At 67.2% G+C, this 19,805-nt stretch carries 19 protein-coding genes; 9 read left to right on the top strand and 10 right to left on the bottom strand.

What is annotated here, in order from left to right; all coding sequences use genetic code 11:
* Positions 1-69: 69 nt before the first annotated feature.
* The gene (locus tag AB4Z16_RS14600; RefSeq protein WP_441469799.1) at positions 70-1,272 is read left to right on the top strand and encodes a pyridoxal phosphate-dependent aminotransferase; all 1,203 of its coding nucleotides are present in this window, start codon (positions 70-72) and stop codon (positions 1,270-1,272) included.
* Between the two features lie 53 nt (positions 1,273-1,325).
* On the top strand, positions 1,326-1,700 hold the full coding sequence (locus AB4Z16_RS14595) for a rhodanese-like domain-containing protein (RefSeq protein WP_441512074.1): 375 nt from the start codon (positions 1,326-1,328) through the stop codon (positions 1,698-1,700).
* 114 nt (positions 1,701-1,814) lie between these two features.
* Here the strand turns inward: AB4Z16_RS14595 and trmD are convergent, their stop codons facing one another.
* The 5 genes from trmD to ffh all read right to left on the bottom strand — a co-directional run bounded on the left by trmD (position 1,815) and on the right by ffh (position 5,786).
* Positions 1,815-2,510 (bottom strand): tRNA (guanosine(37)-N1)-methyltransferase TrmD, encoded by a 696-nt coding sequence (trmD, locus tag AB4Z16_RS14590; protein WP_441512073.1) that lies wholly within the window; start codon positions 2,508-2,510, stop codon positions 1,815-1,817.
* A gap of 4 nt (positions 2,511-2,514) precedes the next feature.
* Entirely contained in the window at positions 2,515-3,186 is a 672-nt protein-coding gene (locus AB4Z16_RS14585; protein WP_441512072.1) for an HAD family hydrolase, read from the bottom strand.
* Positions 3,173-3,694 carry a ribosome maturation factor RimM gene (gene rimM, locus AB4Z16_RS14580; protein ID WP_441512071.1) on the bottom strand — a complete coding sequence of 174 codons (522 nt, stop codon included), beginning with the start codon at positions 3,692-3,694 and terminating at the stop codon, positions 3,173-3,175. The genes AB4Z16_RS14585 and rimM overlap by 14 nt, the downstream gene beginning before the upstream one ends.
* Positions 3,695-3,793: 99 nt before the next feature.
* Positions 3,794-4,162, bottom strand: coding sequence for a 30S ribosomal protein S16 (rpsP, locus tag AB4Z16_RS14575; protein WP_441512070.1), 369 nt, complete (start codon positions 4,160-4,162; stop codon positions 3,794-3,796).
* Between the two features lie 49 nt (positions 4,163-4,211).
* Entirely contained in the window at positions 4,212-5,786 is a 1,575-nt protein-coding gene (ffh, locus tag AB4Z16_RS14570) for a signal recognition particle protein (protein ID WP_441512069.1), read from the bottom strand.
* Positions 5,787-6,163: 377 nt separating this feature from the next.
* Here ffh and AB4Z16_RS14565 point away from each other — a divergent pair, with 377 nt between their 5' ends.
* From AB4Z16_RS14565 to AB4Z16_RS14550, 4 genes are read left to right on the top strand one after another with little or no spacing between them, the layout of a single operon-like run.
* Complete coding sequence (locus AB4Z16_RS14565) at positions 6,164-6,745, top strand: CAP domain-containing protein (RefSeq protein ID WP_441512068.1); 582 nt, start codon at positions 6,164-6,166, stop codon at positions 6,743-6,745.
* Positions 6,746-6,802: 57 nt separating this feature from the next.
* Positions 6,803-7,429 carry a LysE family translocator gene (locus tag AB4Z16_RS14560; RefSeq protein WP_441512067.1) on the top strand — a complete coding sequence of 209 codons (627 nt, stop codon included), beginning with the start codon at positions 6,803-6,805 and terminating at the stop codon, positions 7,427-7,429.
* Positions 7,430-7,437: 8 nt separating this feature from the next.
* On the top strand, positions 7,438-8,046 hold the full coding sequence (locus AB4Z16_RS14555) for a class I SAM-dependent methyltransferase (protein ID WP_441512066.1): 609 nt from the start codon (positions 7,438-7,440) through the stop codon (positions 8,044-8,046).
* A 33-nt stretch (positions 8,047-8,079) separates the two neighbouring features.
* The gene (locus AB4Z16_RS14550) at positions 8,080-9,138 is read left to right on the top strand and encodes an MBL fold metallo-hydrolase (protein ID WP_441512065.1); all 1,059 of its coding nucleotides are present in this window, start codon (positions 8,080-8,082) and stop codon (positions 9,136-9,138) included.
* Between the two features lie 129 nt (positions 9,139-9,267).
* Here the strand turns inward: AB4Z16_RS14550 and AB4Z16_RS14545 are convergent, their stop codons facing one another.
* Positions 9,268-10,170 carry a GyrI-like domain-containing protein gene (locus tag AB4Z16_RS14545; RefSeq protein ID WP_441512064.1) on the bottom strand — a complete coding sequence of 301 codons (903 nt, stop codon included), beginning with the start codon at positions 10,168-10,170 and terminating at the stop codon, positions 9,268-9,270.
* 119 nt (positions 10,171-10,289) lie between these two features.
* Here AB4Z16_RS14545 and dapF point away from each other — a divergent pair, with 119 nt between their 5' ends.
* The gene (gene dapF / locus AB4Z16_RS14540; RefSeq protein ID WP_441512063.1) at positions 10,290-11,174 is read left to right on the top strand and encodes a diaminopimelate epimerase; all 885 of its coding nucleotides are present in this window, start codon (positions 10,290-10,292) and stop codon (positions 11,172-11,174) included.
* 48 nt (positions 11,175-11,222) lie between these two features.
* Positions 11,223-12,545, top strand: a complete 1,323-nt coding sequence (gene mtaB, locus AB4Z16_RS14535; RefSeq protein WP_441512062.1) for a tRNA (N(6)-L-threonylcarbamoyladenosine(37)-C(2))-methylthiotransferase MtaB — start codon at positions 11,223-11,225, stop codon at positions 12,543-12,545.
* 262 nt (positions 12,546-12,807) lie between these two features.
* On the opposite strand, the gene AB4Z16_RS14530 is transcribed toward mtaB, so the two are convergent.
* Both AB4Z16_RS14530 and AB4Z16_RS14525 read right to left on the bottom strand, forming a co-directional pair.
* Positions 12,808-13,917 carry a sulfite oxidase gene (locus AB4Z16_RS14530; RefSeq protein ID WP_441512061.1) on the bottom strand — a complete coding sequence of 370 codons (1,110 nt, stop codon included), beginning with the start codon at positions 13,915-13,917 and terminating at the stop codon, positions 12,808-12,810.
* A 103-nt stretch (positions 13,918-14,020) separates the two neighbouring features.
* Entirely contained in the window at positions 14,021-15,739 is a 1,719-nt protein-coding gene (locus AB4Z16_RS14525; protein WP_441512218.1) for an AMP-binding protein, read from the bottom strand.
* A 402-nt stretch (positions 15,740-16,141) separates the two neighbouring features.
* Here AB4Z16_RS14525 and AB4Z16_RS14520 point away from each other — a divergent pair, with 402 nt between their 5' ends.
* On the top strand, positions 16,142-16,678 hold the full coding sequence (locus AB4Z16_RS14520; RefSeq protein ID WP_441512060.1) for a hypothetical protein: 537 nt from the start codon (positions 16,142-16,144) through the stop codon (positions 16,676-16,678).
* Here the strand turns inward: AB4Z16_RS14520 and AB4Z16_RS14515 are convergent.
* Together AB4Z16_RS14515 and AB4Z16_RS14510 are read right to left on the bottom strand one after the other, a co-directional pair.
* A complete protein-coding gene (locus AB4Z16_RS14515; protein WP_441512059.1) occupies positions 16,660-17,376 on the bottom strand; it encodes a phosphoribosyltransferase in 717 nt (238 codons plus the stop codon). The two genes, AB4Z16_RS14520 and AB4Z16_RS14515, sit on opposite strands and share 19 nt — an antisense overlap.
* A gap of 204 nt (positions 17,377-17,580) precedes the next feature.
* A complete protein-coding gene (locus AB4Z16_RS14510; RefSeq protein ID WP_441512058.1) occupies positions 17,581-19,665 on the bottom strand; it encodes an elongation factor G in 2,085 nt (694 codons plus the stop codon).
* Between the last annotated feature and the right edge of the window lie 140 nt (positions 19,666-19,805).

The following is a 19,805-nucleotide window of genomic DNA, read 5'->3' as shown; positions in this document are numbered from 1 at the left end:
CGCCGAGTCATACACCACGCGCGCGCCTGCTCCGGCGCTCAACCTCCCCCTCCCTCGGAGATCAGTCCCATGGCCTTTCTTGCCGATGCCCTGAAGCGCGTGAAGCCCTCAGCGACCATCACGATCACGCAGAAGGCCCGTGACCTGAAAGCCCAGGGCAAGGACGTGATCTCGCTCTCCGTCGGCGAGCCCGATTTCGACACGCCGGACAATATCAAGGAAGCCGCCATCGCCGCGATCCGGCGCGGCGAAACCAAGTACACCCCGGTCTCCGGCATCCCGCAGCTGCGCGAAGCCGTCGCCCGCAAGTTCAAGCGCGAGAACGGCCTCGACTACAAGGCGAGCCAGACCATCGTCTCGACCGGCGGCAAGCACGTCATCTACAATGCGCTGCTCGCCACGCTGAACCCCGGCGACGAGGTCATCTGCGTCTCGCCCTACTGGGTCAGCTACCCCGAGATGGTCGCGCTCTGCGGCGGCACGGCGACCTTCGCCGAGACCTATCTCAAGAACGACTTCAAGCTGCAGCCTGAAGACCTCGAGAAGGCCATCACCCCCAAGACCAAGTGGGTGATCCTGAACTCGCCGTCGAACCCGTCGGGCGCGGCCTACAGCCATGCCGAGATGAAGAAGCTCACGGATGTACTGATGCGCCATCCGCATGTCTGGATCCTGACAGACGACATGTACGAGCACCTCGTCTATGGCGACTTTCAGTTCGTCACCCCGGCGCAGGTCGAGCCCGCCCTCTACGAGCGCACGCTGACCATGAACGGCGTCTCGAAATCCTATGCCATGACCGGCTGGCGCATCGGCTACGCCGCCGGCCCGCAGCATCTGATCAACGCCATGGACCTGGTCCAGGGCCAGCAGACCTCCGGCACCTCGGCGATCTCGCAATGGGCCGCGGTCGAGGCGCTCGACGGCACGCAGGAGCACATCCCGGTCTTCAAGAAGGCCTTCGAACGCCGGCGCGATCTCGTCGTCTCCATGCTGAACCAGACCCGCGGCCTGAAATGCCCAGTGCCGGAAGGCGCGTTCTACGTCTATCCCGACTGCTCGGCCCTGATCGGCAAGACCCTGCCGAACGGCAAGAAGATCGAGACCGACGAAGACCTCGTCATGGGCCTGCTCGAGACGGAAGCCGTCGCGGCCGTGCACGGCTCGTCCTTCGGCCTCGGCCCGAACTTCCGCATCTCCTACGCCACCTCGGACGAGAAGCTGGAAGAGGCCTGCCGCCGCATCCAGCGCTTCTGCGCCGAGCTGCGCTGAGCGTCATGCGCAAGGGCGCCGCAACGCGCCGAATTTTTCTGGCCGGGAGCCTCGTGCTCCCGGCCTCTTTCGTTTTCGGTCAGGACGCGAACACGCTCTCTTCGCGCGAAGCCTTTGAAGCCGCTCAGGCAAAACGGATCCTGCTGATCGATATCCGCAGGGCGGAGGAAAGGGCCGATACCGGCCTGCCGCAGGGCGCGCTGCCATTCGATGCCGATGCGCCGGCCTTCGAGGTCCGCCTCGCCGGGCTTCGCCTCGACAATCCCGGCAAGCGCATCGTGCTGATCGACCGCACCGGCGCGCAGGCCGTGGCCATCGCGCAGAAGCTGGCCGGACGCGGCTGGCGCGATCTCGCGGCCGTACGAGGCGGCGTGCTCGGACCGGGCGGCTGGCTGCCCGAAAAGCTGCCGGTGGCGGCGTATCCATAACAGGCAGCCGTCATGCTCGGGCTTGACCCGAGCATTTCATGCCGAAAAAGGCGTCCCTTCCGAAAGGAATTCTCGGGTCTGCGCTGCGCTTCGCCCGGGAATGACGGCAAGAGCTTAGCCCTCGCCATGCCTCTTCATCAGATCCGGCCGGCGCTCCCGCGTGATCTTTTCCGCCTGCTCGCGTCGCCATTTCGCGATGCGGGCATGGTCGCCGGAGAGCAGCGCATCGGGCAGGCCCCTGCCCTCCCATTCGCGCGGCCGCGTATAATGCGGATATTCGAGCAACCCGTTCTCGAAGCTCTCATCCTCGCCGGAGGCCGCCTTGCCCATCACGCCGGGGATCAGGCGGACGCAGGCGTCGAGCAAGGTCAGCGCCGCCATCTCGCCGCCGGAGAGGATGTAGTCGCCGATGGAGACCTCGATCAGGTTGCGCCCCTCGATCACGCGCTCGTCGACGCCTTCGAAGCGCCCGCAGACGATGACGAGCCCCGGTCCTTCCGCCCAGTCGCGCACCTGGCGCTGCTGGAGCGGTCGGCCCCGCGGCGACATCAGCAGGCGCGGGCGCGCGTCATCCGCCGACACCGCCGCATCGATCGCTGCCGCCAGCACGTCGCAGCGCAACACCATGCCGGCGCCGCCGCCGGCCGGGTTGTCGTCGACATTGCGATGGCGGCCGATGCCGTGGTCGCGGATCTGGTGCGTGTCGAGCGACCACAGCCCCTTGCGCAACCCTTCGCCTGCCAGCGAAATGCCGAGCGGCCCGGGGAACATCTCCGGATAGAGCGTCAGGATCGAGGCGCGGAAGGGCATGCCTTCAAGCAAAGCGCAGCGCCGGGAGCCCGTCCAGCGCCGTGAAATCGCGCGCCGATGCGATCAGATTGTCATAAGCGGCAAAGCCGCTCGCATCGAGCATCGTCAAGAGCGCCACGGCCCGCATGCCGGCGCGCCGCGCGGCCTCGACACCGAGCGGCGCATCCTCGAAGACGATGCAGTCGGCCGGCGCGACCTTCATCCGCTCCGCGGCGGCCAGGAACATGTCCGGATGCGGCTTGCCGCGGAAACCCTGGCTCGGCGAAACGATGGTGGCGAAGCGCTCGCGCAGGCCGAGCGTATCGAGCACGACCTCGATGTTCGCCGGCGGAGCGGCTGTCGCCACCGCCATCGGGATGCCCGCTGCTTCGGCCCGCATGATCAATTCGAGGAAGCCGGCATTCGCCGCGACATGCGGCAGATAGGCTTCCCGATAAAGGGCTTCCTTGGCATCGCTCATGGCATCGAGCTCGGCCACGGCCGCCTGCGGGAAATAGGAGGAAATGATCTCATTGCCGGCCATGCCGGCAGTCCGCGCCGCAAAGGTATTGCGGTCGAACGGCAACTGGTTGCTGACGTGCCAGCTTTCCCAGGCGTCGTCATGGAAGCGCATATTGTCGACGATGGTGCCATCCATGTCGAAGATCAGCGCGCGGGCGGGCCTATTGTTTGTCATCGTCGGGCTCGAACAATCCCAGCGGTGGCTCGGCATCGATCCGGCGCGCGGCAATGTCGATGCGTGGCGCGAAGGCCTTGGTAAAGGGCATCAGGACGAAGCGCCCATCCGGCGTCTCGATGTCGAGCAGATCGCCCGCACCAAAATTCTCAACCGAGGTGACGGTGCCGAGCAGGATGCTGTCCGGCCCGACCACGCTGCAACCGATCAGATCGGCCTGCAGGAACTCGTCCTCGTCCTCGCCTGCCGACAGCTTGTCGCGCGCAACGAACAGCTCGACGCCGTTCAGATCCTCGGCCGCCTCGCGCGTCGCAACGCCCTTCAGGCGAGCGACGACCACTTCCTTGGCGGGGCGGATATCGGTGATCTCGAAGCTGCGGCCCTTGCCGTCGGAGAGCGGGCCGTACTCGGCGATCGCGAGCGGATCGCCGGTAAAGGTCTTGATTCTGACCTCGCCGCGCACGCCATGCGGCGCGCCGACGATTCCGAGCAGGATAAGCTCGGCCATATCAGCACGCCACGCCCGGGCAGCGCCCGAGCGTCCCTCGCGAGAGGTCCCCGGGCCGAAGCTGCGCTTCGCCCGAGACCGACGTGCCGACGGTCAAGCTCACGCCTCGGCTGCTGCTTCGGCAGCCGGAGCAGCGGCCTTCTCGGCCTTCTTCTCGGCGCGCTCCTTGGCCTTCTCGCCCGGAACGGCCTTGTTCGGGTTGTTGCGGGCGGGGCGCTTGACGAGGCCGGCAGCGTCGAGGAAGCGCAGCACGCGATCGGTCGGCTGGGCGCCCTTGGCGAGCCAGGACTGGACCTTCTCGGTGTCGAGCACGACGCGCTCGGCGGAGTCCTTCGGCTTCATCGGGTCATAGGAGCCGACCTTGTCGATGAAGCGGCCATCGCGCGGCGAGCGGGCGTCGGCGACGACGATGCGGTAGTAGGGGCGCTTCTTGGCGCCGCCGCGGGTCAGGCGGATCTTGAGGGACATGGTCTTCTTCCTTTGGTTTGAAGTTTGAAGTCGTGTGTAACGTTGAAAGCTACTTCTTCTTGCCGAACGGGTTGCCGCCCAGCCCTGGCAGGCCGCCGCCGCCGAGGCCCGGCAGTTTCGGCATCATGCCCGCCGGCGGGGTGACGCCCTTCGGCAATCCGGGGAAACCGCCCGGCGGCATCGACGGCAGGCCGCCGCCCGCGCCGAGCTGCTTCTGCAATTCGGCGAGCTGGGCCGGGTCCATCTTGGAGGGATCGGGCATGCCGGCGGGCAATCCGCCGCCGAGCCCGAACATGCTGCCGAGCTTACCGAGCATGCCGCCCTTCTGCTTGCTCATCGCCTTCATGGCGTCGGCCATGCCGCGATGCATCTTGAGCAGCTTGTTGATCGACTCCGCCGAAGTGCCGGAACCGGCCGCGATGCGTTTCTTGCGGCTGTTCTTGAGCAGATCGGGATTCTTGCGTTCGGCCGGCGTCATCGAATCGATCGCGGCGATCATGCGCTTGAACATCTTGTCGCCGACGCCGGCGTTGGCGAGCTGGGACTGAGCCTGCTTCATACCGGGCAGCATGCCCATCACGCCGCCGATGCCGCCCATCTTCTCCATCTGCTGGAGCTGGGCGCGCATGTCGGAGAGGTCGAATTGACCCTTCGCCATGCGCTGCGCGGTCGCCTGCGCCTGTTCGGCATCGATGGTCTCGGCCGCGCGCTCGACGAGGCTGACGATGTCGCCCATGCCGAGGATGCGGTTGGCGACGCGCGAGGGATGGAAATCCTCGAGTTCGCTGACCTTCTCGCCGGTGCCGACGAGCTTGATCGGCTTGCCGGTGACGGCGCGCATCGAGAGCGCCGCGCCGCCGCGCGAATCGCCGTCCATACGGGTCAGGACGATGCCGGTGAGACCGACGCGAGCGTCAAAGGCGCGCGCCGTGTTGACCGCATCCTGACCTGTCAGCGCGTCGGCGACGAGCAGAACCTCATGCGGGCTGGTCGCGGCCTTAACCTGTGCGACCTCTTCCATCAGCGTATCGTCGAGCGTGACGCGGCCGGCCGTGTCGAGCATGACGACGTCGTAGCCGCCGAGGCGGGCCGCCTCGATCGCGCGCCTGGCGATCTGCACGGCCGACTGGCCGGCGACGATCGGCAGCGTCTGCACGCCGACCTGCTGGCCGAGCACGGCGAGCTGTTCCATGGCGGCCGGGCGTCGCGTGTCGAGCGACGCCATCAAGACCTTCTTCTTGTTGCGCTCGGTCAGGCGCTTGGCGATCTTCGCCGTCGAGGTGGTCTTGCCCGAACCCTGCAGACCGACCATCAGGATCGGCACCGGCGGCACGGCATCTAGGGTGATGACCGCGCCCTCGCCGCCCAGCGTATCGATCAGAACGTCGTTGACGATCTTGATGACCTGCTGGCCGGGCGTGACCGACTTCAGCACCTCGGCGCCAACAGCGCGCTCGCGCACCCTGTCCGTGAAGCTGCGAACGACCTCGAGCGCGACGTCGGCCTCGAGCAGCGCGCGGCGAACCTCGCGCAGCGCGGCGTTGACGTCCTCTTCGGTCAGCGCGCCCCGGCGGGTCAGCCCCGAAAGGATGCCTGAGAGTCTGTCGCTGAGCGTGCCGAACATGCGGACCTGCCTGCTTGCCTCAAGGAACCGCCAGCGCCAGAACCTTCCGCCAAACGGTTTCGCGCCCGAGGGCGCAATCGCGCTGTCGGACGTTGACCTCCGGGCTCATGAAAGCGCTTGGCGCGGCCCAGTCGGCGGATGTGGTTTCGGCGATGTCGGCGAAACGAATGCGGTCTTAAAGCGGAAGAATGCGGCGAAAGTCAAGGTTGGGATTGGTTTTGCCTCGGATACGCGTGTCTTTGTGGCGCTGGCCTCCATCGCCGCAGGAAACAGGTCTGGCAGCTTTTTGCCCGGGAGTGCGGGAATCGCGAGCCTTGGCCGCAGAATGGCCCTGATCTGGCCGCATCGCTGCCGCCCCTGATTCGACAGCGATGCCCATGAATATTGCGACCGCCCTGCCTCTGCTGGCCCTCACCCTCTTCCTTGCCGCCTGTGCCGGCGACCCGCGGCGCGAGGGTCCGCTCGATTCCCGCATGGTCGAGAAGCTCAGTGCCGTTTCGCTCGATCCGGCGCAGGCCGGACGCATCCTCAACGCGTATCGCGCCAGCAACGGCCTCGGCCCGGTCCGGCCTGATCCGCGGCTGATGGCGATGGCACAGCGCCAGGCCGATGCGATGGTTGCCGCCAACGCGCTCTCGCACGACGCGGGCGGCAACTTCACCGCCCGCATCCATGCTGCGGGCATCGATAGCGCGCGGGCGGCGGAAAACCTCGGCGGCGGCTATTTCTCGGTCGAGGAGGCTTTCGACGGCTGGCGCAAGTCCCCCGGCCACGATGCCAATCTGCGGATGAAGGAAGCGACCCGCTACGGCATCGCGCTGTCCAAGGACCCGCGTACGAGCTACCGGGCCTGGTGGGTGCTGGTCGTCGCGGCCGACCCGGAGGTTCGCCGCGAGATCGGCGCCGCAGGAACGGGACAGACGGTCTGGTTCGGCAACAATCCCCAGCCGATCCGCTGACCTCTTTACAAACACCCGCTTCTGGTGATGGCTCTGGTTTTTAGCGGAGCCATTACCATGACCTTCGAAGCCTGGGCCGCCTTCGCCGCCGCCACCGCCGTCCTCCTGGTCATCCCCGGACCGACAATCCTCCTCGTCATCTCCTATGCGCTCGGCCAGGGCTGGCGCACGGCCTTCCCGATCGCCGTCGGCGTCGCGCTCGGCGATTTCACGGCGATGACGCTCTCCATGCTCGGTGTCGGCGCCCTGCTCGCCACCTCCGCCATGGTCTTCACCGCGCTGAAATGGATCGGCGCCGCCTATCTCGTCTGGCTCGGCATCAAGCTCTTCCGCGCCGGCGGCTCGCTCGACGCCAGGCCGCGAGAGGATGCCGCCCCCGCCTGGAAGATGCTCGGCCATGCCTGGCTGGTGACCGCGCTGAACCCGAAGAGCATCACCTTCTTCGTCGCCTTCCTGCCGCAGTTCCTCGACACCAAGGGCGATTTCTGGACTCAGATGCTGATCTTCGAGGCGACCTTCATCAGCCTCGCCTTCGCCAATGCCATGGGCTACGCGCTGATCGCTTCGCGCGCCCGGGCCGTGGTCAGCAATCCCCGCGCGATCGGGCTGTTCAACAAGGCCGGCGGCACGCTGCTGATCGGCGCCGGCGTCGCGACGGTCGCGATCCGCTCCGGGAGCAACTGACCCCGGCCATGTCGAGCAAGGATGATCAGACCCTCGGCTTCTATGCCGAGGAAGCCGGCGCCTATGCGGGGCGTGACCGGCCGGCAGAGCACCACCGCATCGACATCTTCGCAGCGGGGCTTGCGCCGGGCGCGCGGATTCTCGAACTGGGTTGCGGCGGCGGCCAGGACAGCGCGGAGATGCTGCGGCGCGGCTTCGATCTGGTCCCGACGGACGGCTCTCCGGAACTTGCACAGCAGGCCGCAGAGCGGCTCGGCCGCGAGGTTCGTGTCCTGCTGTTTGAGGATCTGGACGAGGTCGCGGCCTATGACGGCGTTTGGGCTCATGCCTGCCTGCTGCATGCCCCCCGCGCCGCCCTGCCCGGCATCATCGACCGTATCAATGCCGCGCTGCGGCCGGGGGGCATCTTCTACGCCAGCTTCAAGGCGGGAGAGGCCGAGGGACGCGACAGCCTTGGCCGCTATTTCAACTACCTCTCGGCCGCCGAGCTGCGCGACGCCTACCGTGCCGACGAGCGCTGGCATGACCTGAAAATCGAGGAAGAGATGGGCTCCGGCTACGACCGCATGGCCACACGCTGGCTTCACGCGCTGGCGATCAAGGCGCCGGAGGCTTGACGCTGCGTTGCGGCGGCCTACCTCTTCTGGACCATGACCCGCCGCAAACTTCTCTCTTTCGTCGGTCTCGGTGCGCTGCTGGCCTCGACCGGAGCCGCCTGGGCCACGATCTCCCGCTCACGCAATCCCTACTATCAGGGCCCCGTCAGCGACCATTTCGATGGCGTCGTCTTCAGCGATGGCCGGTCGGTCAGCAAGGGGCTGTTCGACGTCCTGCGCTGGCAGACCGGCAAACGCGAGCGCGAGGCCTTCCCACCGCAATACGCCGCGCCGCCGCAGGACAAGCCGCCGGAGCGCGTCGACGGCGTCCGCATCGTCCATCTCGGCCACGCCTCGTTTCTCTATCAGCTCGGCCGCCTCAACCTGCTTGTCGACCCGGTCTATTCCGAGCGCGCCAGCCCCTTCTCCTTCGTCGGCCCGAAGCGGGTGAACGAACCCGGCGTCGCCTTCGACGAGCTGCCGCGGATCGATGCGGTCCTGATCACGCACAACCACTACGACCATCTCGACATCGAGACGTTGGCGCGCCTGCACGACCGCGACCGGCCACGCATGATCATGCCGCTCGGCAACGACGCCATCGTCAGGGCCCGCATCCCGGACGCCCGCGCCGAGGCGCATGACTGGAACGACCGACTTCAGCTGTCCGATGCGGTCGCGATCACGCTATTGCCGAGCTACCACTGGTCGGCGCGCGGCGCGTTCGATCGGCGCATGGCGCTGTGGTGTTCCTATGTCCTCGAAGCCGCCGGCACCAAGGTCTTCCATATCGGCGACACCGGCTATCACGACGGCTCGCTCTACGAGCGGCTCGGCCGCGAGCACGGGCCGTTCCGCCTCGCCGTGCTGCCGATCGGCGCCTATGAGCCGCGCTGGTTCATGTCGGACAACCACATGAACCCGGAGGAGGCAGTCAAGGTCATGCTGGCTCTGCGCGCCGAGCAGGCGATCGGCCACCACTGGGGCACCTTCCAGCTCACCGACGAGGGCGTAGAGCGCCCGCCCGAAGCGTTGAAAGTGGCGCTTGCCACGGCCGGCCTGCCCGAAGAGCGCTTCAGGCCGATGCGGCCGGGCTTGAGCTGGAGCGCTTGAGGGGCGCACCGCCGTCATTCTCGGGCGAAGCAACGCTTCGACCCGAGAATCTCAGGCCGAAAGAGGTTCCAATACCTGCTGGTCACGAGGCGCCCGGGTCAGGCCCGAGCGTGACGCGTTTGGAAAGCCCTATTTCGGCTGGACGTAGACGTTGATCTCAAGATTCGGGTCGCCGGGATCGTTAAGCTCGCTGACATACTCCTCGAGGAAGGCATCCTTCACGACGATGCTCTTCGCTTCGAGATAGGCGGTGATCGTCTCGTAGGTCGAGTCGATGTCGTCATAAGGCGCCTGATGCAGGAAGCGGAACGCCGGCCCGGCGGGCGACGTCCCCATCCTGAAATCCGGGCCCAGCGACGGCGCCTGCCCACCGGGCGGAATCGCCACCGGCAGCATCGCCTCGAAGCGGAATCCGTCATCGGTGGTCTCGACGAAGAGCGAGAGCGGCCGGCCGGCCACGGCCAGCCCAGCCCTTTGGGCCTCGGCTCGCAGAGCCCTGATGCTGTTGGACAGCTTCTGGAAGCCCTGATCCCAGGTCGCCTGCCCCGACTGCATCAGGACAGGCTTCGGCGCGAGCACGACCTCGCCGACATCGCTGGAATCGGAGCCTTTTCCGGCCAGCGTCGAATTGGGATCGGGCACGCCGGTCTGCTGCTGCGATGGCGCGGGCGGTAGCGGCTGTCCCGGTACAGGCAGCGTCGGCGGCGGCTGGACCGGCTGCGGCTCGATCGGCATCGACGGAGTCGGCGGGGGCTGAACCGGCTGCGGCGTCACCGGCCCTTGCAACGCCGGAGGCGGCTGCACCGGCTGCGGGGTCGCGGGTTGCTCGGGCCCCGGTTGCGCCTGCGCCGGAGCGACAGGAACCTGGGCGGGAGCCGCGCCGGGCGGCGGCGCGAGCGGCACGGACTCGACCGGGCTCGGCGAAGCCACCCGCCCCTGCGCGAAGACCGTTCCGCTGATCACGCTCGCCACACCGGCGAGTGCCAGAACACAAATCCGGGAATACCGCATCGTCACGGTCCTGAGTTTCACGCGATTCGCGCCCTTGCACCGCAACATAGAATGTCCACCTTTCCTCAGGAACCGGGATGAGGGTGGCTTTTTCACGTCGCCTCGGCCATAGACCCACTATTCATGGGACGTGTGACCAAATGAACGCTCTGGCCAATCGCCGGTTCCTGAAGATGAACGGGCTCGGCAACCAGATCACGGTGCTCGACCTGCGCGGCACGAAACATGTCGTCAGCGAGGCCGAGGCCCGCGCCATCGCCGCCGAACCCCGCGCCCGTTTCGACCAGCTCATGGTCCTGCACGATGCCGTGACGCCCGGCACCGATGCCTTCGTGCGCATCTATAACACCGATGGTTCCGAGGCCGGCGCCTGCGGCAACGGCACACGCTGCGTCGCCTGGGCGATGGTCGCAGATCCGCAGATGGGCGATGCCGGCAAGACCCGCCTCGCCCTCCAGACCAAGGCCGGGCTGCTGCCGACGGTGCGCGAGGGCGAAACGCTCTTCACCGTCGATATGGGCGCGCCACGCCTCGCCTGGGATGAAATCCCGCTGGCCGAGCCCTTCGAGGATACCAGCCGCTTCGAGCTGCAGATCGGGCCGATCGACAATCCGATCCTGCACACGCCCTGCGCCGTCAATATGGGCAATCCGCATGCGGTCTTCTTCGTCGAGGATCCCTACGCCTACAATCTCGAGCAAATCGGCCCGCTGCTCGAAAACCACCCGATTTTCCCCGACCGCGCCAATATCGAGCTCGCTGCGGTGAAGGCACCCGATCATATCGTGCTTCGCGTCTGGGAGCGCGGCGCCGGCATCACCCAGGCCTGCGGCTCCGGCGCCTGCGCGGCGCTGGTCGCGGGCGTGCGCCGCGAGCTGACCGCCCGCGAGGCCACGGTCAGCCTGCCCGGCGGCGATCTCGCCATCGAATGGCGCGAGAGCGACGGCCATGTGCTGATGACCGGCCCGGTCGAGTTCGAATGGGAAGGCACGCTCGGCCCGGCGTTGTTCACGAGCGCGGCCTGATGGCCCGGAGCATTTTCAAGCGAAGTGCTGCCGGTTCGCGTGAAGAAAATGCGACCAAACAGTAACCCGGAGCATTTTCGCAGTTCGGAGAAACGCGAAAATGCTCTGGAGGTCGTCACCTTCGGCTGCCGCCTCAACATCGTCGAAAGCGAGGCGCTGAGGCTCCAGGCAGAGGCCGCCGGGCTGAAGGACGCCGCCATCGTCAACTCCTGCGCCGTCACCGCCGAGGCGACGCGCCAGGCGCGGCAAGCGGTGCGCCGCCTCAAGCGCGAGCAGCCGGACCGCCCGGTCATCGTCACCGGCTGCGCCGCGCAGATCGAGCCTGCCCGCTTCGCGGCGATGCCGGAAGCGGACCGGGTTCTCGGCAACGACGAAAAGCTACGTCCCGAAAGTTGGGCCGCGCTCGCGCGGTCGAACAGTCTCGGCAGCGCGGACGTAACGGCCGCGGACAAGCTCGCGGTCGGCGACATCATGGCGCGCACGACGTTGCGCGCGCCGGTCACCGGCCGTTTCACCGGCCATACACGCGGCTTCGTCCAGGTGCAGAACGGTTGCGACCATCGCTGCACCTTCTGCGTCATCCCCTTCGGCCGCGGCAATTCGCGCTCGCTCTCGATCGGCGATGTGCTGGCGCAATGCCGCAAGCTGGTCGAGGCCGGCGCCCTCGAGATCGTGCTGACCGGCGTCGACCTGACCAGCTATGGGCGCGATCTGTCGGAGCAGCCGTCACTCGGCGCTCTCGCGGAGGCAATTCTTCGGGCGCTCCCCGAGGTGCCACGCCTGCGCCTGTCCTCGATCGATGCGGTCGAAGTCGACGACAGGCTGCGCGGCCTGCTCGCGACAGAGGCAAGGCTGATGCCGCATCTGCATCTGTCGCTGCAGGCCGGCGACGACCTCATTCTGAAGCGCATGAAGCGTCGGCACAGCCGCGCCGACGCCATTCGCTTCTGCGCCGAGATTCGGGCCTTGCGCCCCAATATCGTCTTCGGCGCCGATCTCATCGCCGGCTTCCCGACAGAGGACGAGGCGATGTTCGCCCGCTCGCTCGAACTGGTCGAGGAGTGCGGGCTGAGCTTCGTCCATGTCTTCCCCTATTCCGCGCGCCCCGGCACGCCGGCCGCGCGCATGCCGCAACTGCCCGGCGAAGTCGTCGCGGAGCGTGCGGCGCGGCTGCGGGCAGCGGCAGGCGCCGCGCATGAACGGCATCTCGCCGCGCGCGTCGGCCGGCTGCTCAGCGTCCTGACTGAGCGCGGCAACACCGGCCGGGCCGAAGACTTCACGCTGGTGCGTTTCGACCGCGATATCGCCGCCGGCCAGATCGTCAGGACGACCGGCCATGCGGCCGATGGCAAGGCCCTCCTCGCCGCCTGACCTCGGCGCGTCACTTTCGGGCGAGCGGAAGCGCAGACTCGAGAATCTCGGCTCTCGAGAAGCGCAGGAGCGTCATCTTGCAGGAGATGCTCGGGTCAAGCCCGAGCATGACGAGCTTGCACGGGCCAGGATGCGCGCGATCAGGGAAGAATAGCCGCCCCGGTCGCCGATGGGAGGAGGAGGAGAGACCGGGGCGGCGGAGCCTTGCCGGTGCGGCGGGCCCGAACATTAGACGCGGCGAGGGCCGAAAAGGTTCAAAGCTTCAGGCGACGACCGAGCCACGCAGGCGCTGCACCTGATTATTGCAATAGCCACGCGGGTTCCAGGCGACCTCCAGCGGCTGGCTGTTGCCGGCGACATCCCGCGCCCGCGCCGTGATGACGAGCGGTCCGACCCGATCGGCGGATATCTCAGCCTCGAAGCGCCGCCAGGCGAAAGGCCCCTCGCCCTGCAGCAACGGCACGTCCTGCCAATTCTGGCCGTCATCGCAGCAGAGTTCGACCGACGCCAGCGGGATGGCGCCGCTCCAGGCAAAGCCGCCCACCGTCAGCCGCTCGCCCTTTTTCATCGTGAAGCCGTCGACCGGCGTGGTGATCAGCGATTTCACCGGCATATCGGTGATAACAGCGAAATTGGCCGGATCCAGCGCCTCGCCCGGCCTCATCGGCCGGAGCGGCATCCGATAGTCGGTGCCGCGCATTCTCTCGCCGTCATGCTCGACCGGGCGCAGGCTGATTCCGTCGAGCCATTTCTGCCAGGCAGAACCGGGATAGCCGGGCGCGACGATCCGCAGAGGGCCGCCATGGAGGCGAGGCAGCGGCTCGTCATTCATCCCGAACGCGATCAGGGTTTCCGGCGCCAGCGCCTTGGCCATCGGCAGGCCGCGCGAAAGGGCCGCCTTCCCCGGCTTGCCGATCTGCCGGTCGGGCGCATGATGCCCGGTATAGACGGCGCTCGGCTTCGGGCCGGCATGTTCGAGCACATCCGCCAGCCGCACTCCGGTCCAGCGCGCGCAGCCGACGGCGCCGAGCCGCCATTGCAGCCCGTCCGTGGCCGGCGAGAACTGCGAACGCCCATTGCCGGCGCATTCCAGGACAGCGGTGATGGTGACAGTCTCGAAACGCTGCCGCAGGCCCGCAATGGTCCAGACCGTCGGGCGCTCGACCTCGCCGTCGATCGTCAGCGTCCAGTCATGTTCGTCACCAATCTCCGGCAGGTCGCCATTGTTGCGGATGAAGAAGGCATCGATCGGCGTGATCGTCTGGTCGAGCAGCCCGATAGCCGGCTCGGCGTTCAGCGCCTCCTCTTCGTAGACATGGAGCCCAGGCTTCAGCCGGCGCAGCAGCGGAAATTCGACGAGACGGCGAGGCAAATGACGATCTACTCCGTGACGGTCCGCGGCGGCGATTCCCGCCCGCGAACCCGCACAGAAGACACGTTGCTGCCCGGGCTGTCGACCGCGCGGCTGCGTTCCGTCAGCTCTTGGCGACGACCTCCTCGCGCAGCGCGCGGCGTAACACCTTGCCAACATTCGTTTTTGGCAGGGTTTCCCGAAAGAAGATCTGCTTGGGCACCTTGTAGCCGGTCAGGTTCTCCTTGCAGTAGGCGCGCAATTCCTCAGCGGTCAGTGTCGGGTCCTTGCGGACGACAAAGGCGGTCACCGCCTCGCCTGAATGCTCGTCCGGCAGGCCGATCACGGCCGACTCCAGCACGCCGGGATGCGCGGCCAGAACGTCCTCGACCTCGTTCGGATAGACGTTGAAGCCTGAGACCAGCACCATGTCCTTCATGCGGTCGACGATCTTGACCTGCCCGTCCGGCAGCATCACGCCGATATCGCCGCTGCGAAAGAAGCCATCCGCCGTCATCGCCCTTGCCGTCTCGTCCGGGCGGTTCCAGTAACCCGCCATCACCTGCGGCCCGCGGATGCAGATCTCGCCGGATTCGCCCAGCGGCATGTCGTGGCCCTCGGCATCGCGGATAGCGATCTCGGTCGAGGGGATCGGATAGCCGATGGTGCCGGTGAATTCCTGGATGTCCGGCCGGTTGATCGTCGCGACCGGCGAGGTCTCGGACAATCCATAGCCTTCGATGATCGGGCGCCCGGTCACAGCCTTCCACTGCTTGGCGACCGCGGCCTGCGTCGCCATGCCGCCGGCGACGGCGAAGCGCAGCTCGGAGAAATCGACGTTCTTGATATCGGGGTGGTTGGCGAGCGCGTTATAAAGCGTGTTGACGCCGGAAATCAGCGTGAAGCGGCTTGATTTCAGCGTTCTGACGAAGCCCGGAATGTCGCGCGGGTTGGCGATCAGCAGGCTCTTGGCGCCGATCCGCAGCAGGAACATGCAGCAGCAGGTCAGCGCGAAGATGTGGTAGAGCGGGAGCGCGGTGACCATGACGTGCTGGTAGTCGCTGCGGCCCTGCGGCGATTCCAGCACCCATTCGAGCCACAGCCCCGCCTGCTGGACGTTCGCCGCGACATTGCGATGGGTCAGCGTCGCGCCCTTGGCGACGCCGGTCGTCCCCCCCGTATACTGCAGGAAGGCGACATCCTCCGGCGTCACGGTGACCGGCGTCATCCCTCCGCCGCCGTGCAGTATTCGTTGCAGCGGCACCGAGCCGGGCAGGTTGAACGGCTTGACGACCTTCTTGATCCGGCGCGCGACGAAATTGACGATCTTGCCCTTGAAGCCCATCAGGTCGCCGGCCGTCGCGGTCACGATGGCATCGAGCTTCAGGTTCGGCTTCGCCTCCTCGACGACATGCGCGAAATTCTCGATCACCACGAGCACGCGCGCGCCGGCATCGTTGACCTGGTGGGTCAGCTCGCGCGCCGTGTAGAGCGGATTGATGTTCACGACGGCGAAACCGCCGAGGAGCGTGCCGAAGATCGCGGCCGGATAGGAGAGGATGTTCGGCATCATCAGCGCGACACGATCGCCCTTCTTCAGCCCCTTCGCCTGCAGCCACCCGGCGAAGGCCTCAGCCGCACGCAAGGTTTCCGCGAAGGTGATCGTCTTGCCGAAGCTCTCGAAGGCCTGCCTGTCGGCAAAGCGCGCGCAGGACGAGCGGATCAGATCGACCAGCGTCCCGATCTTGGCTTCGTCCAGCTCCGCCGGCACCGCGGGCGGATACTGCGCAAGCCACGGGCGCGCCTCGTGTCTGGCCTGCGTGGCGTCGATCGCCTTCATCATTCCCTCCCGTGTCGCCCGGTTACCCGTCATCGCACGGTTCCAAGCCTTGTCGACATCGTTGGACAGTTATCGTCGTAGAGTGCGGAACGGCGAACCAAGGCGCAAGCGCCGGTTGTTCCGCTCCGCATAACGTTCACATATAAACTGTCCGAACGCCGTGAAGGCAAGCGAAACCGCCAGCGCGGTCGAACGCCAGGCTCGCCGGAACGGCGAAACCGAGCTCTTTCCCCACCGCGACGACTTGACGCTCCTGCCAGCCGGAAAAGTCTTGATGAGGATCGCGGCCCTTCGTCGCGATCGATCGGATGCCTTTCGGAAACATCCCTTCCGACCGCGAGCAGGGAACAAGGTCGATTCCAGCCGGTTCGTGCCAAGGGGCTTCCCGTCGAGGGAGGATGCTTCATGTCACGGACAGTCACACGTTCCTACGAGCACCATGCAGATGCCGAGACGGCGGTAACCCGGCTCGAAGTGGCCGGGCTCTCTTCGGAGGATATCAGCATCATCGGCTATCAAACGGCGACCTTCGCGGACGACGCGGCCGCTGGCGCTGAAGTCGGCGACGCGGTTGGCGGCGGTGCCGGCCTGTTGGCGCGGCTGGCTGCGATGCCGGTTCCCGGAGTCGGCCCGGTCCTGGCAGCCGGCTGGATTTTCGGCACGCTCGCTGTCGGGACGAATTCCGGCGCCACGGCCCGCACTCTGATCGGTGCCATGGCCGGCGCCGGTTTCGGCGATGACGAGGCCCATTATCTGGCAGAGACCATCCGCCGGGGCGGAGCAGTCGTCATGGTCCGCACCAGCGACAGCCACGCTCCGGCCATCGAGAAGATCATGCAAGGGGCCGGCCCGATCGATGACGAGCTGCGCCGCGCCGAATACCGTCGAGAAGGATGGACCCGCTTCGACGAGCAGACCGCCCCCTATCCGCCGTCGGCGTGACCGGAACCGTCCGGAGCCGCGCCGCCATCGCCCTGATGGCCCGGCCCGGGCCGCAACCTGCTGGCCTCGTCCAGCAGGGCGCGAACCTCGTCGTCGCCGGTTTGCGAAAAGTCCGAGTACCAGCTGCCGACGCCCAGGAAGTAATGCGGCATCGTCGCGCACACCACCTCGTCGGCGACGGCCTTCATCGCCTGGCAGATCTCCCGGCTGCCGACCGGCACCGCGACCACGATGCGGGCGGGATGCTTGTCTCGCAGCGCCCTCACCGCGGCCCGCATCGTCGCGCCCGTAGCCAGACCGTCATCGACGATGATGACGGTCTGCCCCTCCAGAGAGAGCGGCGCGCGGCCGCCCCTGTAGAGACGCTCGCGGCGAAGCAGCTCCTGCTCCTCTTTCGCGGTCACCTTGTCGAGGACGTCCTGAGCGATGCCGAGCGCGGCGATGACCTCCCGGTTCAGGACGCGTGCCCCTGTCGTGGCGATCGCGCCCATGGCCATTTCTTCATCTCCGGGAACGCCGAGCTTGCGCACGACGAGAACGTCGAGCGGGGCCTTCAAGGCCCGTGCGACCTCGAAGCCGACGGGTACGCCGCCCCGCGGCAACGCCAGGACGACAACATCGCCCCTCTCGCGATACCGGCGAAGCCTGCTCGCCAGCTTTCGGCCGGCGGCACGGCGATCGGAGAAGACGGTGGCCACGTGTCCGGCCTCTTCATGTGCTTGCAAGCATCGCCTTTCGGGATTGTGTTCCGCGCGCGTTTCTCAGACCCAAGCAACCGCCGCAGGCGCTGGTCGCGCGAGGCCGTGCGGGCGAGCCCTCCAGAGCATCCCCTCCGGTCACCGGGAGGGGATGAACTCGGTCGCAGCTTACTGAACGCTGCCCATCCACGGGGATCGGCCCCGTCAGCGGCCCTGGGCGGAGGCCAGGGCCTGCGCGGAGACGACCGCCTCCGCAGACTTCCCGGCGAGCTCCGCCAGATGGTCGAAGCGTGCATTGAACGAGCCGACGCCCGAGGTTGCCGAGCGCAACTCGACGATCAGGCCGGGCATCTCGGCCTCCGGCACCAGCGCCTTGATCTGGTCCCAACCGCGCCAGCCAGGCCGCGTATCATAGCCGAGGATCTGGCCGCGCCGCGACGAGATCAACGCCGATGCGCGCGACATCGCTTCCGACGGAATCACGACATCGACCGACAGGACCGGCTCGAGCAGAACGGGTTTCGCCTGTGGCATCGCCTCGCTCATCGCCAGCCGCGCAGCCTGCCTGAATGCCATGTCCGACGAATCCACCGTGTGGTAGGAGCCGTCGGTCAGCGTTACCTCGATATCGACGATCGGGAAGCCGAGCGGCCCCTTCTCGCAGAAGTCGCGCATGCCGGCCTCGACCGAACCGATATACTGGCGCGGCACGACCCCGCCGGTGATCTTGTCGACGAAGCGAATGCCGTCCCCGCGCGGCAGCGGCGCGACATCGATCACGACATCGCCATATTGGCCATGGCCCCCGCTCTGCTTGCGATGCCGGCCGCGCGCCCCGGCGTGGCCGCGGATGCTCTCGCGATAGCCGACCTGGGGCGCACGGCCCGCGACAGTCACGCCGTAGCGGCCGGCAAGCTTCTCGAGCGCGACGCGCAGATGCATTTCTCCTTGGCCCGTCAGGCGTGTCTCACCCAGCTCGGGGATCTGCATGACCGAAAGCGCAGTGTCCTCCTCCGTCAGCCGCTGCAGCGCCGCCGCCAGCCGGACATCGTCCTTGCGGTCCTTCACGGAGATCGCGACGGCGTGCACGGCCTCCGGCGGCGCGATCGCGCTGACGACGCTCGCCCGCTGCTTGCCGAGCATGAAGGCTTCGCCCGTGCCGATGCCTTCCAGCTTGGCGAAGGCCGCGACCTCGCCCTCCTCGGCCGCCGGCTTGCGGCTCTGCTCCGCGCCCTTCAGCGCCAGCACGCCGGCGATGCGAGCCTCGACCCCACCCGACGAGGTTACGACGTCGCCTTCCGCCAGCCGGCCGCGCATCACCCGCGCCAGCGAGAGCTTGCCGCCCTGGCTCGAATGCCAGGTCTTCATCACCTGAGCGAGCGGCGGTCCTTCTGCCAGGATTCCGGCGCGCCCGCGTGTCTCCGCGAGCCCCGGCGCCTCGTGCCTGAGCGCCTTGAGCAGCCGCGTCACGCCATTGCCGCGCTCGGCCGCGCCGATCAGCACCGGCACGACGTGGCGATGCTGCAATTCGCGCGCGAGATCATCGAAGATGCGGTCGCGCGGCGGCTCCATGTCGCCGAGCAATTCCTCCATCAGTTCGTCGTCATAGTCGGCAAGGCGCTCGAGCATGGAGAAGCGCGCCTCCTTCTCCCGGCCATTCTCATCCACCGCCAGCGGCACGATCTCGCTCGGCGCGTGCTCCCGGTAGATGAAGGCCCGCTCCAGCGCGAGATCGATGAAGCCGACGGCGATGCCGTTCTTCCAGATCGGTATCTGGCGCAGCAGCAGCGGCGTGCGCGAAGCGCGCTGCAGAATGCCGAGCGTCTCGCGGACCCGGCGCGAGGCCGAGTCGATCTTGTTGAGGAAGAGAAAGCGCGGGATGTCGGCTTCCTCGAGTTCGCGCAGCACGAGTTCCAGTGCCGGCGCCTTGCGGTCATCCGCCTCGCAGACGACGACGGCGGCATCGACCGCCGGCAACACGTGGCGCATCTCGTGCAGGAACTCGACCGAGCCGGGACAGTCGACAAAATGAAAGGTGTCGCCGAGGAATTCGACCGTCGCGACACTGGGTTCCGTGCTCATCTGATGCGCACGCGCCTCGGGCGCCGCATCACCGACCGTATTGCCGTTCTTGACCGAGCCCGTGCGCGAAAGCGCGCCACAGCGCATCAGGATGCTTTCCAGCAAGGTCGTCTTGCCGCTCTGGAAGGGGCCGACGATCGCGATGCATCGCGGCCCCGCCCGCCTGGTGCCGCCGGCGGTGTCTCCTCTGCCGTTTTGTGCTGCCATGACGTCCTCCTTCGGGTTGGACCGCGAGGACGAAAGGTCGAGCCCATCATCGGCGCGGATGGCGGCCGGCGCGGCGGGAAGTAAAGCCCGGAGGCGCCGGTCGGGCGGCGGTCGCACCGGCCCGAGCAGGTCGGGCGGCC

Source organism: Allobosea sp. TAF32 (genome assembly GCF_052113585.1).
In the GTDB taxonomy this organism is placed as follows: domain Bacteria; phylum Pseudomonadota; class Alphaproteobacteria; order Rhizobiales; family Beijerinckiaceae; genus Allobosea.
This window is presented reverse-complemented; position numbering and strand designations above follow the sequence as displayed.